The sequence below is a fragment of the Enterobacter sp. WPR_3_1 genome (genome assembly GCF_003635055.1).
GTDB classification, from domain to species: domain Bacteria; phylum Pseudomonadota; class Gammaproteobacteria; order Enterobacterales; family Enterobacteriaceae; genus Enterobacter; species Enterobacter ludwigii.
In genome coordinates, this window is the sequence record NZ_RBXU01000008.1 from 623,266 (window position 1) to 640,455 (window position 17,190).

Sequence of the window (17,190 nt, forward strand, 5' to 3'; positions counted from 1 at the left end):
GAATAGCCGGGCAATCTGCGCTTTCTCTTTGCGACGGGCCGTTTAGTCGGCCAGGCTGTCAAAAATGGTTTTAAACTTAAGATGATGCAGGCGAAAAAGCGCAATAAGCTGCGGGTCAAAATGGCGGCCGTCACCCTCCAGAATGATTTTGCAGGCTTGCTCGTGTGTGAATCCCGGCTTATAGACCCGCTTTTGCCGCAGGGCATCATACACATCGGCCAGCGCCAGAATGCGGGCTTCCAGCGGAATCTGTTCTCCCCGCAGCCCCTGCGGATATCCGCTGCCATCCCATTTTTCATGATGGAAATGGATAATATTCTCCGCAACTGCGCCCAGCTCTAAGCCCTGAATAATCCGCCACCCTTTCACGGTATGAAGTTTCATCTCGGCAAACTCGTCCTGGGTCAGCGGGCCTTGCTTACGCAGAATACGCTCCGGCACGGCAATTTTTCCGACATCGTGAAGTGAGGCAAAATGTTCTATCTCACGGGTCTTTTTGCGCGAAAGCCCCAGCTCACGCGCCATCAAGCCGCAATATCGGGCGACGCGCTGAATATGGCTGCCGGTCTCGTCATCGTGCGCGCGGTTTACCTTCTCCAGCGCCTGCACCATATTGCGGTTAACCATCCGGTTCTGGCGTAAATGGCGACGCATCATGATCAGCATACCGATGCTGAACAGGGCCACGATCAGCAAAATCACGCTGATAATCTTCAGCGTGTTTTTAGAAAAATCGGGTAAGTAACTCTGCTCATCCTGACGTTCTATTTGCGTGCGGTATTCTGACAGGCGATGAACCTGAGTCAGCAGATGAAAGAGTGGATGCTGCGGATCCACCCAGGGGCCAATAATAAATTCAGAGCGGGTGACCCCCGCGACTTTCAGCACCCCGCGAAACAGTTCGTTGCCGCGAAGCGTGGACTCCAGCGAACTGAGGTCGCCCAGAATATAGTCAATCTCATCGTTCTCAATCGCGTCGATAAGACCGTCAATGGTTGGCCGGGTCACGATGATCACATCGCTGCCAAAACGCTGGCGTAAATAGGCTGCGGCAAACGAACCGTCGAGTACGCCGACGCGCTGGCTGCGAATACTCTCTTCGTTCCACAAGAAGGGCTGACTGCTGCGATTGTAATAGGCGTTGTGCCAGGCGATGTCGGGGCCGATACGACCCTGTGCATGCGCACTGTCGCTTCGATCAACGATATCAATCAATCGAACCGCCCACTGCTGTCGCGGAAGACTCGAATAGTGATCGATAAAATTGACCTCAACCTTCATGCCCAGTAAATCGCGCATGTCGTTAATCATATCAATGGCTGTGCCGTGGTAGCCCTTGCTGTCCCGCCAGATAAGCGGGGCAAAATTCTCGTTTTTGGGCAGGTTGATCTGCAGGCGGTTATGCGCGATCCAGGTTCGCTCCTCCTCTGACAGGGTGATACGGCTTAGCAGGTAATTGCGCTTGCTCTCCTCCAGCATCGTGTTGATTTCGCCGTTGCGATACCAGGTGCCAATCAGCGCATTGATTTTATCCCGCAGGGGAAGCAGGTCAGGGCTGAAGGCGAGGACGACAGGAATGCGTAGCTCAGGAAAGGGCCGGGAGACCAGATAATAGCGCTGGGTATTCTCCATCTCCGGAGCGTCATTAATATAGAAATCAGCCTGGTTGTCGCTCAGTAAGCGAAAAGCCTCGTCGCTGGTGGCGACGAGACGCAGAGAACGAAATTTAAGGTCGGGATAACGTTGTTGCACGCTGTCGAGCGTCGCGTCGTCTTTACGGAACAGCACCCGGGCATGGCTGAGCTGTTCGGCAGTTGTCACCGTCATCGTTGGGCTGGCGGCCACCACGTCGTTATCAAACAAACGTGCTGAGAGAATTTTGGTTCTGGCTCGCTTCTCCGTGCGCAATACCCCGGCATACACGCCATACTCATTTTGTGCAAAACGCTGGCTAATATCGGCTCCGGAGAGCGGCCGCAGCTGCAGCTGCGTACCCGCCTGTTTATTGATGGCCTTAATCAGTTCAGGATAAAAACCCTGCCACTCTCCTTGCGGTGTGCGCCAGAATTCGAAGTTGTTAGCATCAAAGATCCAGACCGGTACAGGCTCTTCTGCCCGGGCAGGGGGGCACGCAAGCAACAGACCCGTCAACGCGAGTAGAAAGAGGAAGCGAAGCATCCGGCAGCGCTGATTCACAGGTCAACCCCATACGGTTTTAGCGTGTACTTTTGCAGTCTAGCTAACGGGCTGAAGCGGCAACAGGTTTGCTTTAATTTTTTAATGCACGTTTGGCGTACGGTCTCATTCTCGCTAAATTGTGAACCCGTCTTTGTTTTTTAAAACAACCTTTCATTTAATTTGAAAGGTTGTTTGTTTGATAGTAGGGTGAACAGGTAAAGGTATCCATAGCGGGATCTCCCGCCACGCATTCAGGAGAGATGAAATGAAAATTGCACTGATGATGGAAAACAGCCAGGCCGCGAAAAACCCAGTGATACTGAAAGAGTTGAAAACGGTAGCCGATGAAAAAGGGTTCCCGGTTTATAACGTGGGCATGAGCGACGAGAATGACCATCACCTGACCTATATCCATCTGGGGATTATGGCGAGCATTTTACTGAATGCGAAAGCCGTTGATTTTGTTGTGACCGGCTGCGGTACGGGGCAGGGAGCATTGATGTCGCTGAACATCCACCCGGGTGTTATCTGCGGCTATTGCATTGATCCTGCGGATGCGTTCCTGTTTGCTCAGATCAACAACGGTAACGCGCTCTCCCTGCCGTTTGCCAAAGGCTTCGGTTGGGGGGCTGAACTGAACGTTCGGTTTATCTTTGAAAAAGCGTTCACTGGTCGAAACGGTGAAGGTTATCCGCCCGAGCGCAAGGAGCCGCAGGTGCGTAACGCTGGTATTCTGAACCAGGTTAAAGCGGCGGTCGTGAAAGAAAACTATCTGGATACGCTGCGCGCAATCGATCCCGAGCTGGTGAAGACGGCCGTTTCGGGTCAGCGTTTCCAGCAGTGCTTCTTTGAGAATTGCCAGGACAAAGAGATCGAAGCTTTTGTTCGCGGTATCGTAGGCTGACGCTTTCAGGTGCCGTGAGCCCCACTTTTCAGGTTTGGCAGGAAGCATAAAATTGTGACGCGCGTCACAAAAATATTGATTTTTGTGACGATGGTCATATTATAAGCACATTGACGATAAAGTTGTATAACAAGTTAATGGAGCTACCTGATGAAACTTCGCAAAATCCTGAAAAGCATGTGGGCTAACTACTGCAACACTTTCAAAGACGTGCCACCGGGCGCAATGTTCTGATGAAAAAAACCTGCTTCGGCGGGTTTTTTTGTGCCCGTAAGCGACGAGAGGGAGATGAATGGGCCTGCGTTTTGTTACTATGGCGGCCTTTAAATAAGGAGAAAGCCCCATGTCACAAAACCTGAGCGCCGATCAGGAGCTGGTGTCTGACGTTGTCGCCTGCCAGTTAGTTATCAAACAAATCCTTGATGTCCTGGACGTTATTGCGCCGGTTGAAGTACGCGAGAAGATGTCCACGCAGCTGAAAAATATCGATTTCAACAGCCATCCAGCAGCGGCTGACCCGGTCACGCTTCGCGCTATTCAGAAAGCCATCGCGCTGATTGAACTGCGATTCACGCCGCAGGGCGAGTCTCACTAAAGCCCGCCTGACGCTAAAAAGGGCGACCGTTTGTCGCCCTTCGCTCACCTTAAAAGAACGTCTGTACCAGCAGATAGCTCGCCGCACACGCGCAGCTAACGCCAATTAATCCCGGCAGAATAAAGCTGTGGTTAATGATAAATTTGCCGATGCGGGTTGTGCCCGAACGGTCAAAGCCGATGCAGGCTAAATCGCTTGGGTAGGTCGGCAGGACAAAATAGCCGTAAGAGGCCGGGAAAAAGGCGATCAGCATTTTCGGGTCGATTCCCAGCATCAGCCCCATAGGCGCAACGGCCGTCAGGGCTGCCGCCTGGCTGTTCACCAGCTTTGATACCAGGAACAGCACAATCGCGTAGGTCCACGGATGGCTTTTCACCACGCCTTCCAGCGCCAGCTTTAACTCATCAAGATGCGCCTGGAAAAAGGTATCGCTCATCCACGCCACCCCGAACACCGAGAAGATCGCGACCATACCTGCCTTAAACACCGCGCCGTTAGAAATGGCAGACGCATTGACCTTGCAGGCCATCAGCATTACGGCGCCGGCAATTAACATCATCATCTGGATGACAAGGTTCATCGACAGCGCCGTCATTTTTCCTTTTATCTCAAATGCAGGGCGCAGGTCGGGGAATGCCCCCAGCAGGACAACCACGGCAATGCCAGCGAAGAAAATCCACGTGGACCAGTAGGCCTGCTTTGGAAAACGTTGATTCATTAACGTTTCCGTCCCGCCGTAGATGAATTCACGCTGCTTCGGATCTTTGAGCTTTTCCTGAAACTCCTTATCGTCCGCTAGCGCTTTCCCGCGACGCAAACTCCACAGCGCAGCAATCGCCACACCGAACAGTGAGGCAGGAACCGAGACGGCGAGAATTTCCAGTATTCCCCACGCGTGGCCGAGCCCATGCTGCGCGCCCAGAATGGAGACCAGTGACACAACGGCCACGGAGACCGGCGAGGCCGTAATTGCCATCTGCGATGCCACTGATGCCACGGCCATTGGGCGTTCCGGGCGGATCCCTTTTTTCAGGGCGATATCCGCAATGATGGGAAACATGGTGTACACCACGTGTCCGGTCCCGCAGAGAAAGGTCAGCATCCAGGTGGTAAAAGGGGCGAGAAGCGTGATGTGTTGAGGATGTTTGCGCAGCAGGCGCTCAGCAAATTGCATCATGACGTTCAGGCCGCCTGCGGTCTGAAGCGTTGCGGCACATCCAATGACGGCGAGAATGGTCAGCATCACGTCAACCGGCGGTTTGCCGGGTTGCAGACCAAAGACAAAACATAAAATAAAAAGGCCAATACCGCTTATCAACCCAAGCCCCATGCCGCCGAAACGCGTACCTGTCAGCAGGCAGAGGAGGATGACAATAAACTCAATGGTGATCATGATGCTCCCTCGTCAATGATAATGTAATTAAATAAATCATTACATGTTGTGTGGTTAATCATTGAGAGCGAGATCTGATTTGTTAAATCTGAGCAAAAGCAGAAGGTTGGCGACGAGAAGGGGAACCTGCTCCCGGTGGGCCGAAAAGCGCGCCTCGCAGGGAGCAGGAAAAATGATCAGTGGTGCTGTACCGTCACAAGGTCAAGCAGATGACGGTCGGTTTGTTCCGGACATAAACCCGCCTGCTGCGCGTTATGGATTTCGTCCGCCAGCGTTTTAAGCAGCATGCCGTCCTGCTGTTGCGCTTTATCCATATCGCGTAAGAATTTAAGGGTTTTGGTGTCGTGTTGTGCTCTGGCTTCATCGGCCAGCTTGTTAAGCGTGCTGCAACGCTGTTCGTACTGTTCTAGTGTTTTCTCAAACAATTCTTCCAGAGAAGAGTAGTTATCGTCGATCGTATCAAGCGCTTTTACGGTTGGGTTCGCCCCTGCGGCTTTCATGAAGTTAAAAACACGCATCATATGGGTGACGTTGCTTTGCGCCTGGCTGCGAAAAAAAGTGGCGGAGCCATTGAGACTGTTTTCGGAACACCACGAGCTGATATGCAGGTGCAGATTCGAGGCATAGAACTCGAGGTTCAACTGGGCATTGAGTTTTTGCATCATCGTTTGGGTAGTCATACTCATATCCTTATTGACTGTGGGACGTGATGTCCGCGGCTAACCTGACCCGGCAGGCACATATAATGGAATGCAGAAATGGCATTTCTGCGGCGACAAAAGTCGATCGAATATTCACTTCCTGTGTTCGATATAAATAAGCATACCCTTGTATTCTGTCTAAGAAAACTCTTAATTAGGCTGTGTTTACCATACATTACAAAATTTAATATAGTACAGAAATGAAAACAGGTGGATATAAATTAACACATTAATAACTGATTGATTTTTATGTGTTTGTGTATTTTTTATCTCGTTTTTTCAAGAGTGAAAATATTAAGGCAACAGAATCTTCTGTGACGATGTGAAAAACAGACCAATCAATCAGGATATATTTTGAGGAATAAAATTGCGCTAAATCAATTTATCGCAAAAAGGCGAGTGTGTGATCGCTGTGCAAGATTGTTCTTAATGATTATGTAAAAATGAAACACTGTTTTATCTTGTTTCAATCATTGAGGTCTATGATGGCAAAGGTTGCGGTGCTGTTGGCACCCGGTTTTGAGGAAGCAGAGGCGATTATCACCATTGATATTTTGCGCCGGCTGAACATCGACGTGGAAACTCTGGCCTGCGCGCAGTCGCGTGCAGTGGTCAGTTACCATAACATTCCCATGGTGGCAGACAGCACCTTATCAGAACGCAGCGATTCGCTTTACGATGCGATTGTTCTACCCGGGGGACCGCAGGGCAGCGCAAATCTGGCCGCGGATCCGCAGGTTATCCGTTTTATTTCTGCACATGACGCGCGCGGAAAGCTGATTTGCCCTATTTGTTCAGCAGCGGCGCGCGTGCTGGGGGGAAATGGGCTGCTTCGGGGGCGTCGCTACGTCTGCTCCGGGGATTTATGGGAGACGGTAAAAGACGGTGAATATGTGGATGCACCGGTCGTCCAGGATAAAAACCTGCTCAGCGGCAAAGGTCTTGGTCATGCGTTTGACTTTGCGCTGGCCCTTGCTGCTCGACTGTTGGGTGACGAAACGCCCGTTCGCGATCACGCTGACCACATCTATTACGCCTGGTAAATTTCCCGCCGGATGCTAGAGCGTCCGGCGCTCAGGGACTTCTTAGCTGATCTTATGGATAATTCTGCTTAACCCCGTTTCATTTGTCCGACAATTCCTGCCGTTTTTATGTCATTTTCCGCTGAATTTATGTACGCAATTACTGTAATTCTGCGGTGTGATGGCGCTCTCTTATGGATGATTAATTTCCCGCTAAAACTATCACCAGCAATAACGCTTATGACGAGGTAAGCGCTAATGCCTTGTTTTAAGTCCGATTAAATAAGAAGCACGCAAATATTCCCTACAGAAAAGAATGCTAAAGCTGGAGTTTACCATGCACAAATTTACTAAAGCGCTGGCGGCCGTTGGTCTGGCTGCTGTTATGTCACAATCCGCTATCGCAGAGAATTTAAAACTCGGTTTTTTGGTAAAACAGCCAGAAGAGCCGTGGTTCCAGACTGAGTGGAAATTCGCCGATAAAGCCGGAAAAGATTTAGGTTTTGACGTCATTAAAATCGCCGTGCCTGACGGTGAAAAAACCCTGAACGCCATCGACAGCCTGGCGGCCAGCGGCGCGAAAGGTTTCGTTATCTGTACACCCGATCCAAAACTGGGGTCGGCAATTGCGGCTAAAGCGCGCGGTTACGACATGAAGGTTATTGCCGTTGACGATCAGTTCGTCAATGCCAAAGGCAAGCCAATGGACACCGTGCCGCTGGTAATGATGGCCGCGACCAAAATTGGTGAGCGCCAGGGTCAGGAACTCTATAAAGAGATGCAAAAGCGCGGCTGGGATGTAAAAGAGACGGGCGTCATGGCCATCACGGCTGATGAGCTGGATACTGCGCGTCGTCGTACTACCGGTTCCATGGACGCTCTGAAGGCCGCCGGCTTCCCGGAAAAACAGATCTATAAAGTTCCCACCAAATCCAACGATATCCCCGGTGCGTTCGACGCCGCGAACTCAATGCTGGTTCAACACCCGGAAGTTAAACACTGGCTGGTGGTCGGTATGAACGACAACACCGTGCTGGGTGGCGTGCGTGCGACAGAAGGTCAGGGCTTTAAAGCTCCGGATGTTATCGGTATTGGCATCAACGGCGTTGACGCCGTCAGCGAACTGTCCAAAGCGCAGGCGACCGGCTTCTACGGCTCTCTGCTGCCAAGCCCGGACGTACACGGCTACAAATCCAGTGAAATGCTCTACAACTGGGTGACCAAAGGGGCTGAACCGCCGAAATTTACTGAAGTGACCGACGTGGTGCTGATTACCCGCGACAACTTCAAAGAGGAACTGGCGAAAAAAGGACTGGGCGGTAAGTAATACGCTGTGATTGCGCCCCTCATTCACCATGAGGGGCCAGACGTACACACTACAGGAATCACGGAGACGTTATGCGACAGTCTGATCCGTATCTCTCATTTCGCGGCATCGGGAAAACGTTCCCCGGTGTTAACGCGCTGACCGATATCAGTTTCGACTGCTATGCCGGCCAGGTTCATGCCCTGATGGGTGAAAACGGCGCGGGGAAATCCACGCTGTTGAAAATCCTCAGCGGCAACTATTCCCCTACGACCGGCACACTGGCCATTCGTGGCGAAGAGGTGGCTTTTGCTGATACCACGGCGGCGCTTAATGCCGGGGTGGCCATTATCTATCAGGAACTGCACCTGATCCCAGAGATGACCGTGGCCGAGAACATCTATTTAGGACAGCTCCCGCACAAAAGCGGCGTGGTTAATCGTTCGCTACTTAATTATGAAGCAGGGCTGCAGCTTAAACATCTTGGGCTGGACGTCGATCCTCAGACGCCGCTGAAATACCTCTCCATCGGCCAGTGGCAGATGGTTGAAATTGCCAAGGCTCTGGCGCGTAACGCCAGAATTATTGCCTTTGATGAACCCACCAGTTCGCTTTCCGCACGTGAAATCGAAAACCTGTTCCGCGTGATCCGGGAGTTACGCCAGGAAGGCCGCACGATTTTGTATGTTTCGCACCGTATGGAAGAGATATTTGCCCTGAGCGACGCCATCACCGTGTTTAAAGATGGCCGCTATGTGCGCACCTTTAGCGATATGGCGCAGGTGAATCATGACCAGCTTGTCCAGGCGATGGTCGGACGCGATCTGGGGGACATTTACCACTGGAAACCGCGTGAGTACGGCCCTGAACGCCTGCGACTGGATAATGTAAAAGCGCCGGGAGTACGCATGCCGGTTTCGTTATCGGTACGCAGCGGTGAAATCGTCGGGCTGTTCGGCCTGGTGGGTGCAGGGCGTAGCGAATTAATGAAAGGGCTGTTCGGCGGCACGCGCATTACCGAAGGCGTGGTGTCTATTGACGGCGCAGCGGTGGATATTCAGAAGCCCGCCCACGCGATTAAGGCAGGCATGATGCTCTGCCCGGAAGATCGCAAAGCGGAGGGGATTATTCCGGTGCATTCGGTGCGTGACAACATCAATATCTCCGCCCGTCGCAAATTTATCCGCGCAGGATGCCTGATCAACGATAGCTGGGAATCGAGCAATGCCGATCACCACATTCGTTCACTCAATATCAAAACGCCGGGACCGGAACAGCTGATCATGAATCTTTCCGGGGGCAACCAGCAGAAGGCCATTCTGGGCCGCTGGCTGTCGGAGGATATGAAGGTCATTTTACTGGACGAACCGACGCGCGGTATCGATGTGGGGGCAAAACACGAGATTTATAACGTGATCTATGAACTGGCAAAACGCGGCGTGGCGGTGCTCTTCGCCTCCAGCGATCTGCCTGAAGTGCTTGGCGTCGCCGATCGCATTGTCGTCATGCGTGAAGGTGAAATTGCCGGTGAATTGCTTCATGAACAGGCGAATGAACAACAGGCGTTGAATCTCGCCATGCCTAAAGTCAGCCAGGCTGTCGCCTGAGTAAGGAGTTAATGATGTCCTCTGTTACTACATCCGGAGCGCCAAAGTCGGCGTTCAGTTTTGGCCGAATCTGGGATCAGTACGGCATGCTGGTGGTCTTTGCCGCCCTGTTTGTCGCCTGTGCGATCTTCGTTCCTAATTTTGCCACCTTTATTAATATGAAAGGGCTGGGGCTGGCCATTTCCATGTCCGGCATGGTGGCCTGCGGTATGCTGTTCTGTCTGGCCTCGGGCGATTTTGACCTGTCGGTGGCCTCGGTTATTGCCTGTGCCGGTGTCACCACGGCTGTGGTAATCAACATGACGGAGAGCCTGTGGATTGGTGTGCTGGCGGGTCTGTTACTGGGCGTGCTCAGCGGTCTGGTGAACGGCTTTGTCATTGCTCGTCTGAAGATTAACGCCCTGATCACAACGCTTGCGACCATGCAAATTGTGCGAGGTCTTGCCTATATCATTTCTGACGGTAAAGCGGTGGGGATTGAAGACGAGCGCTTCTTTACCCTCGGTTACGCTAACTGGCTGGGGCTGCCAGCGCCAATCTGGCTGACCGTGGCCTGTCTTATCCTGTTCGGGTTCCTGCTCAACCGGACCACGTTTGGCCGTAATACCCTGGCTATCGGGGGCAATGAAGAAGCCGCACGTCTGGCCGGTGTGCCGGTTGTGCGTACCAAGATTATTATCTTTGTTCTCTCCGGGCTGGTCTCTGCAGCCGCAGGGATTATTCTGGCATCGCGAATGACCAGTGGCCAGCCAATGACCTCTATCGGTTATGAGCTGATCGTCATTTCAGCCTGTGTTCTGGGGGGCGTTTCCCTGAAAGGCGGCATCGGAAAAATCTCATATGTGGTGGCCGGTATTCTGATCCTGGGGACGGTAGAGAACGCCATGAACCTGCTTAATATTTCGCCATTCTCTCAGTACGTCGTTCGTGGGCTGATCCTGCTGGCAGCGGTGATATTCGACCGTTACAAGCAAAAAGCGAAGCGTACCGTCTGAGGTTTTTCCTATCTTTATATTGCTCAACTAATAACCTTAGCTGACCCCCGAACCGCCTCGCCAGTTTTGCTGGCGGGGCGGTTGTCAAATGGCGAGCGACGTCACACTGTCTATACTTACATGGCTATGAAAGAGGTAAAGGCGTTTACCTCTCGTAAACCGTAAGGAGGAATAGGGTGGCTGACTTGTTAACTGCACCGCCTGTACTGCCCGGACACTATGCTTTCTTTTTTGATCTCGACGGTACGCTCGCCGAGATAAAGCCGCATCCTGACCTGGTGGCGATCCCCGCCACGGTTCTTCAGAAGTTGCATCAGCTCTCGCAGATGACTGAGGGAGCAGTGGCATTGATATCAGGGCGCTCGATGGCCGAACTGGACCAGCTTGCCAGGCCTTATCGCTTTCCGCTGGCCGGTGTACACGGAGCGGAGCGCCGCGACATCCATGATCAAACGCATATCGTTTCACTCCCCGACGCATTAATCCAGGCGCTACAGGTACAACTCTCGTCTGCGCTGGCAGAACTGCCCGGTACGGAGCTTGAAGCCAAAGGGATGGCCTTTGCCCTGCATTATCGCCAGGCGCCGCAGCACGAAGCGGCTGTGCTTGCGCTTGCGACCGCTATAGCAAATGCACATCCGGAGCTGGCGCTGCAGCCGGGTAAATGCGTGGTGGAGCTTAAACCTAAAGGGATCAATAAAGGCGCGGCGATTGCGGCGTTTATGGCGACACCGCCTTTTAACGGCAGGACGCCCGTTTTTATTGGGGATGACCTGACCGATGAGGCAGGGTTTCGTGTGGTGAATCAGGCCGGAGGGATCGCCATCAAGGTCGGGCCTGGTGAGACTGTCGCCGAATGGCGTCTGGCGGATGTCGCCAGCGTCTGGCAGTGGATATCTGACATCGCTAACCAGCAACAACAAAAAATAGCGCAAAACAAAGGGGGAAACCATTATGGGTCGCTTAGTCGTCGTCTCTAACCGAATTGCACCGCCTGATGATAAAAAATCCAGTGCAGGTGGCCTGGCGGTTGGGGTATTAGGTGCCTTAAAAGCCGCCGGTGGGCTGTGGTTTGGCTGGAATGGTGAAATCAGTGAAGAACAGAAACCGCTCAAGAAAGTGACGCGCGGAAATATTACATGGGCGTCGTTTGCGTTAAACGAAAAAGATTATGACGAGTATTACTCGCAGTTCTCCAATGCTGTGCTGTGGCCAGCGTTTCACTATCGTCTGGATCTGGTCAAATTCCAGCGCGAGTCCTTTGAAGGCTACACGCGGGTGAATTCGCTGCTGGCGGATAAACTGCTGCCTTTAATCGAGGAAGACGATATTTTATGGATCCACGATTATCACCTGCTGCCCTTCGCCAGAGAGTTGCGTAAAAGGGGAGTGAATAACCGGATTGGTTTTTTCCTGCATATTCCGTTCCCGACGCCGGAAATCTTTACCGCGCTGCCGCCGCATGAAGAGTTGCTGGATGCGCTGTGTGACTACGATCTGCTGGGCTTCCAGACCGAGAATGATCGACTTGCGTTCCTTGATTCTGTGTCCGGCAAAACGCGAGTGCTGACCAAAGGGGGGAAAACCCATACGGCCTGGGGCAAGACATTCCACACTGAAGTGTATCCCATCGGTATTGAACCTGAAGAGATTGCCGAGCAGGCTTCCGGTCCGCTGCCGCCCAAACTGGCGCAGCTTAAGAATGAACTCAAGCACGTGAAGAATATTTTCTCGGTGGAGCGTCTTGATTATTCCAAAGGGCTGCCGGAACGTTTCCTGGCGTATGAAACGCTGCTGGAGAAGTACCCGCAGCATCACGGTAAAATCCGCTATACGCAGATAGCGCCCACCTCGCGCGGTGAAGTGCAGGCTTATCAGGATATTCGTCACCAGCTGGAGACGGAAGCAGGGCGCATTAATGGCCGCTACGGTCAGTTGGGCTGGACGCCACTGTTTTATCTCAATCAACACTTTGACCGTAAGATCCTGATGAAAGTGTTCCGCTATGCGGATGTCGGGCTGGTTACGCCATTGCGGGACGGGATGAACCTGGTCGCGAAAGAGTACGTCGCCGCCCAGGACCCCGCCGATCCGGGTGTGCTGGTGCTTTCCCAGTTTGCCGGGGCCGCCAATGAATTGACGTCTGCGCTTATCGTTAACCCTTACGATCGTGACGACGTGGCGAATGCCCTCAACCGTGCGCTGACGATGCCGCTCACGGAGCGTATTTCCCGCCATGCCGAGATGATGGAAACGATCCGTAAGAACGATATTAACCACTGGCAGGCGCGTTTTATTCGCGATCTTCGTGATATTGCGCCGCAGAGTAATGAAGGCCATCTGCAAAAAAAGATCGCGACATTCCCTAAACTCGCCTGATTTTCCTCTGGGGGTTTAACGACCCCCAAGAGGCACTAACAACACATCCACCAGGCTTGACGCCACAATCGATTTCGCCGCACAGGCTGCGCGAGAAAAAAAGCTGTGGTTATGATTCCCGCATATTACTAAATCAATATTCTGCTTACTGCACATGCTGAGAATATGCGCATTAAGCTCCCCTGTCGCAATAATGGTGTCATATATAGGATATTGCGCCTTTTCTACCAGCTCTCGCATAAATTGCTGCGTTTCTTCCTGTAAGACCTCACGAATATCTTCCAGCATGGGGGCAGCCAGTTGATTATACATCTCAGGCTCGGCCTCGAGGGTGATCAGGCTGATACGGGCATTATGCGGTCTGGCAATGGAAACCGCCCGGGCGATGAGTTCATGGCTTTCGGGCGAAACCGCAACAGAAACAAGAAGATGGGAGTAACTCATAACGCACTCCTTAGGTGTCTGAAAGACAGCGTCTTAGTCACCATTACCGCGATTTCACCGGATCTGCAAGAGGTGAATACGACATAAGTGTGAAGCTAATCATAATTATTCATTAATTATTCTTATAAGAAGAATAACGGGAAAACGTGCCTAAATGAAAAAAATTAACAACTTAACCTGAATCACACTTTTTTACGTTTCCTGTGTTAAATCGTTTTAACGCGTTATAAACACATTTCTAATGATTACCATGTGAAACAATTGTTATAGGCGTTTTGCATAACTACATGTTTTTTATAGATAATGAAAATGTGACCTTACGATGGATTCGGTGTAACGCGCATTCGGTCGCTGACACGTTTCGAACAGCACATGTCATGCCACTTCTGCTCATACTCCTGCATGAGTATTCGCCCATAAAGAATAGAAAACAGTGTCGATCGTTCAAAAAATAACCAATTTACAAGTCATACTGATGGATTTATGGGAGATATTCACTTAAATTGTGTGACGTAGATCACATTTTTTTTAAATTTGGGGGTGGCTGCATTGTATGTGTCAAAACTGACGAGTAGAGTTTGCGTCGAATTAGGAAAAATCTTAGTTATTTGTAAGAAATGATAAAACGTGTAAGAGACGTAACCGCGTTTCAGCTGTTGCGCGTTTCAATGAATACAAACCTAAATTCGACTATGCATTTAGCCTTTTCTTTTTTATACCGGGTGATTTCCCGGCGACATCACGGGGTGCGGTCTTTCCGCATAAAAATAATAGTTGGTTATTCGGGATGGGAACAATGCATACATCCGAGTTGCTAAAACATATCTATGACATCAATTTGTCGTATTTACTGCTCGCGCAGCGTTTGATTAGTCAGGACAAGGCGTCCGCGATGTTTCGTCTGGGTATTAATGAAGAAATGGCAACCATGCTGGGTGGGTTAACCCTTCCTCAAATGGTTAAACTGGCGGAAACAAACCAACTGGTTTGCCAGTTCCGTTTTGACAATCCTCAGACTATCACGCGTCTGACGCAGGATTCCCGTGTTGACGATCTTCAACAGATCCATACCGGTATTCTTCTTTCCACTCGCTTGCTTACCGAAATCAGCCAGCCTGATGACGCAGCCCGTAAGAAAAGGGCCTAGCAATGAGCGAGAAAAGCATTGTTCAGGAAGCGCGTGACATACAGTTAGCAATGGAGCTGATTACGCTCGGTGCTCGTTTACAAATGCTGGAAAGCGAGACTCAGCTGAGTCGTGGTCGCCTCATCAAATTGTATAAAGAGTTACGTGGTAGTCCCCCGCCGAAAGGAATGCTGCCGTTTTCAACGGACTGGTTTATGACCTGGGAACAGAACATTCATGCCTCCATGTTCTGTAATGCCTGGCAGTACCTTCTCAAAACCGGTTTGTGTAGCGGCGTTGATGCCGTGATCAAAGCGTATAAACTTTACCTTGAACAATGCCCGCAGCAGGACGAGGGTCCTTTGCTGGCGCTCACCCGCGCATGGACGCTGGTGCGTTTTGTTGAAAGCGGAATGCTTGAGCTGTCGCGCTGTAACTGCTGCGATGGCAATTTTATTACCCATGCGCATCAGCCTGCAGGCAGCTTCGCCTGTAGTTTATGCCAGCCTCCATCCCGAGCAGTAAAAAGACGTAAACTTTCCCGGGAAGCTGCCGATATTATTCCACAACTGCTGGATGAACAGATCGAACAAGCTGTTTAACCCGAACGTGTGGGCAAGATTCCAGCAGCGGTAAGCAATTACCGCTGCTTTTTTTTACCCCGCAAACGGTAAACGCTGCGAGCTGAACATCCTTGCCATAGTCACTAGCGGAAGGATGATGTCGTGCTTATCTTATTAGGTTACCTGGTAGTTCTCGGTACAGTTTTCGGCGGTTACATGATGACCGGCGGGCACCTTGGAGCACTCTATCAACCGGCTGAACTTATTATCATCGGCGGCGCAGGGGTAGGGGCTTTTATCGTTGGTAATAACGGTAAATCGATCAAGGGCACGCTAAAAGCTATTCCACTGCTGTTCCGTCGCTCTAAATACACCAAAAGCATGTATATGGATCTGCTTGCGCTGCTCTATCGTCTGATGGCGAAGTCGCGTCAGCAGGGTATGTTCTCGCTTGAGCGGGATATTGAAAACCCGAAAGAGAGCGAAATTTTTGCCAGCTACCCGCGCATTCTCGCTGACGCAATGATGTTGGATTTCATCGTCGATTACCTGCGACTGATCATCAGCGGCAACATGAACACCTTCGAAATCGAAGCGCTGATGGACGAAGAGATTGAAACGCATGAAAGCGAATCCGAAGTGCCGGCAAACAGCCTGGCGCTGGTGGGCGATTCCCTCCCTGCGTTCGGTATCGTCGCGGCGGTGATGGGCGTGGTACACGCGCTGGCCTCGGCGGATCGTCCTGCGGCAGAGCTGGGCGCGCTGATTGCGCATGCGATGGTGGGCACCTTCCTCGGTATTTTGCTGGCGTATGGTTTTATCTCTCCGCTGGCCAGCGTTCTGCGTCAGAAGAGCGCGGAAACGACCAAAATGATGCAGTGCGTGAAGATCACGCTGCTCTCTAACCTCAACGGTTATGCGCCACCTATCGCAGTTGAATTCGGCCGTAAAACGCTTTATTCCAGCGAGCGCCCGTCGTTTATCGAGCTTGAAGAACACGTGCGCGCGGTGAAAAACCCAAACCAACAGACGACAACTGAGGACGCATGAAAAATCAGTCCCATCCGATCGTCATCGTAAAAAAACGCAAGCACAAGGGGCATGGGCACGGCGCGCATGGCTCCTGGAAAATCGCGTACGCCGATTTTATGACCGCAATGATGGCATTCTTTCTGGTGATGTGGCTCATCTCCATCTCCAGCCCGAAAGAGTTGATCCAGATTGCCGAGTATTTCCGAACGCCGCTGGCGACCGCCGTGACCGGTGGGCAGCGAATCTCTAACAGCGACAGCCCGATCCCTGGCGGCGGCGATGATTACACCCAGCAGAAGGGTGAGGTGAAGAAAGAGCCGAACATCGACGAGCTGAAAAAACGCATGGAGCAAGCACGCCTGAAGAAACTGCGCGGCGATCTCGATCAGCTGATTGAGGCGGATCCTAAACTGCGTGCCCTGCGACCACACCTGAAGATCGATCTGGTGCAGGAAGGTTTACGTATACAGATTATTGATAGCCAGAATCGCCCGATGTTCAAAACGGGCAGCGCGGAAGTTGAGCCATACATGCGCGACATTTTGCGCGGCATTGCGCCAGTGCTGAACGGTATTCCTAACCGTATCAGCCTGTCTGGACACACGGATGACTTCCCGTACGCCACGGGTGAGAAGGGATACAGCAACTGGGAGCTTTCTGCCGATCGTGCCAACGCCTCGCGTCGCGAGCTGGTGGCAGGTGGGCTTGATGATGGCAAGGTACTGCGCGTGGTCGGCATGGCATCAACCATGCGTGTCACTGACCGCGGGCCGGATGACGCCATCAACCGTCGTATCAGTCTTTTAGTGCTGAACCAGCAGGCGGAGCAGGCCATCCTGCACGAAAACGCCGAAAGTCAGAATGAGTCACTGGACGATTTAAAACAGCCTGGGGCCGTTCCTTCGGCTGCCGTTCCAACATCGCCACCAGCCAATCCGAGGTGAT

Annotated in this window: 17 protein-coding genes; 13 read left to right on the forward strand and 4 right to left on the reverse strand. The window is 51.8% G+C overall.

The window, feature by feature from the left end; genetic code table 11:
* Positions 1-42: 42 nt before the first annotated feature.
* Positions 43-2,196 (reverse strand): HD domain-containing phosphohydrolase, encoded by a 2,154-nt coding sequence (locus BJ887_RS04720; protein ID WP_229216798.1) that lies wholly within the window; start codon positions 2,194-2,196, stop codon positions 43-45.
* 247 nt (positions 2,197-2,443) lie between these two features.
* On the opposite strand from BJ887_RS04720, the gene BJ887_RS04725 reads away from it, so the two are divergent.
* The 3 genes from BJ887_RS04725 (at position 2,444) to BJ887_RS04735 (ending at position 3,677) form a co-directional block, all read left to right on the forward strand.
* Positions 2,444-3,082 (forward strand): RpiB/LacA/LacB family sugar-phosphate isomerase, encoded by a 639-nt coding sequence (locus tag BJ887_RS04725; RefSeq protein WP_020883367.1) that lies wholly within the window; start codon positions 2,444-2,446, stop codon positions 3,080-3,082.
* Positions 3,083-3,232: 150 nt separating this feature from the next.
* Positions 3,233-3,316, forward strand: coding sequence for a stress response protein AzuC (gene azuC, locus BJ887_RS04730; RefSeq protein ID WP_014832437.1), 84 nt, complete (start codon positions 3,233-3,235; stop codon positions 3,314-3,316).
* 109 nt (positions 3,317-3,425) lie between these two features.
* On the forward strand, positions 3,426-3,677 hold the full coding sequence (locus tag BJ887_RS04735) for a DUF2766 family protein (RefSeq protein WP_014170688.1): 252 nt from the start codon (positions 3,426-3,428) through the stop codon (positions 3,675-3,677).
* 49 nt (positions 3,678-3,726) lie between these two features.
* Here BJ887_RS04735 and BJ887_RS04740 read toward each other — a convergent pair whose 3' ends face one another.
* Positions 3,727-5,070: an anaerobic C4-dicarboxylate transporter gene (locus tag BJ887_RS04740; protein ID WP_020883368.1), complete on the reverse strand. Its 1,344-nt coding sequence runs from the start codon at positions 5,068-5,070 to the stop codon at positions 3,727-3,729.
* A 176-nt stretch (positions 5,071-5,246) separates the two neighbouring features.
* Positions 5,247-5,750: a non-heme ferritin-like protein gene (locus BJ887_RS04745; RefSeq protein WP_020883369.1), complete on the reverse strand. Its 504-nt coding sequence runs from the start codon at positions 5,748-5,750 to the stop codon at positions 5,247-5,249.
* Positions 5,751-6,256: 506 nt separating this feature from the next.
* On the opposite strand from BJ887_RS04745, the gene BJ887_RS04750 reads away from it, so the two are divergent.
* The 6 genes from BJ887_RS04750 (at position 6,257) to otsA (ending at position 13,080) form a co-directional block, all read left to right on the forward strand.
* Positions 6,257-6,814, forward strand: coding sequence for a DJ-1 family glyoxalase III (locus BJ887_RS04750; protein WP_032679709.1), 558 nt, complete (start codon positions 6,257-6,259; stop codon positions 6,812-6,814).
* Positions 6,815-7,130: 316 nt separating this feature from the next.
* A complete protein-coding gene (gene araF / locus BJ887_RS04760) occupies positions 7,131-8,120 on the forward strand; it encodes an arabinose ABC transporter substrate-binding protein AraF (RefSeq protein ID WP_020883371.1) in 990 nt (329 codons plus the stop codon).
* A gap of 71 nt (positions 8,121-8,191) precedes the next feature.
* Positions 8,192-9,706, forward strand: coding sequence for an L-arabinose ABC transporter ATP-binding protein AraG (gene araG / locus BJ887_RS04765; RefSeq protein ID WP_020883372.1), 1,515 nt, complete (start codon positions 8,192-8,194; stop codon positions 9,704-9,706).
* A 14-nt stretch (positions 9,707-9,720) separates the two neighbouring features.
* Positions 9,721-10,701, forward strand: a complete 981-nt coding sequence (gene araH, locus BJ887_RS04770; RefSeq protein ID WP_014884358.1) for an arabinose ABC transporter permease AraH — start codon at positions 9,721-9,723, stop codon at positions 10,699-10,701.
* A 176-nt stretch (positions 10,702-10,877) separates the two neighbouring features.
* Complete coding sequence (gene otsB, locus BJ887_RS04775) at positions 10,878-11,681, forward strand: trehalose-phosphatase (RefSeq protein WP_121339411.1); 804 nt, start codon at positions 10,878-10,880, stop codon at positions 11,679-11,681.
* Positions 11,656-13,080 carry an alpha,alpha-trehalose-phosphate synthase gene (otsA, locus tag BJ887_RS04780; protein WP_121339413.1) on the forward strand — a complete coding sequence of 475 codons (1,425 nt, stop codon included), beginning with the start codon at positions 11,656-11,658 and terminating at the stop codon, positions 13,078-13,080. The genes otsB and otsA overlap by 26 nt, the downstream gene beginning before the upstream one ends.
* Before the next feature lie 15 nt (positions 13,081-13,095).
* Here otsA and uspC read toward each other — a convergent pair whose 3' ends face one another.
* Positions 13,096-13,524: a universal stress protein UspC gene (gene uspC / locus BJ887_RS04785; RefSeq protein WP_121339415.1), complete on the reverse strand. Its 429-nt coding sequence runs from the start codon at positions 13,522-13,524 to the stop codon at positions 13,096-13,098.
* 796 nt (positions 13,525-14,320) lie between these two features.
* On the opposite strand from uspC, the gene flhD reads away from it, so the two are divergent.
* From flhD to motB, 4 genes are all read left to right on the forward strand, one after another.
* Positions 14,321-14,671, forward strand: coding sequence for a flagellar transcriptional regulator FlhD (flhD, locus tag BJ887_RS04790; protein ID WP_020883374.1), 351 nt, complete (start codon positions 14,321-14,323; stop codon positions 14,669-14,671).
* A gap of 2 nt (positions 14,672-14,673) precedes the next feature.
* Positions 14,674-15,252 carry a flagellar transcriptional regulator FlhC gene (flhC, locus tag BJ887_RS04795; protein WP_014170677.1) on the forward strand — a complete coding sequence of 193 codons (579 nt, stop codon included), beginning with the start codon at positions 14,674-14,676 and terminating at the stop codon, positions 15,250-15,252.
* A gap of 123 nt (positions 15,253-15,375) precedes the next feature.
* Positions 15,376-16,263, forward strand: a complete 888-nt coding sequence (gene motA, locus BJ887_RS04800; protein WP_008500417.1) for a flagellar motor stator protein MotA — start codon at positions 15,376-15,378, stop codon at positions 16,261-16,263.
* Positions 16,260-17,189, forward strand: coding sequence for a flagellar motor protein MotB (gene motB / locus BJ887_RS04805; RefSeq protein ID WP_014170676.1), 930 nt, complete (start codon positions 16,260-16,262; stop codon positions 17,187-17,189). The genes motA and motB overlap by 4 nt, the downstream gene beginning before the upstream one ends.
* Position 17,190: the final 1 nt, after the last annotated feature.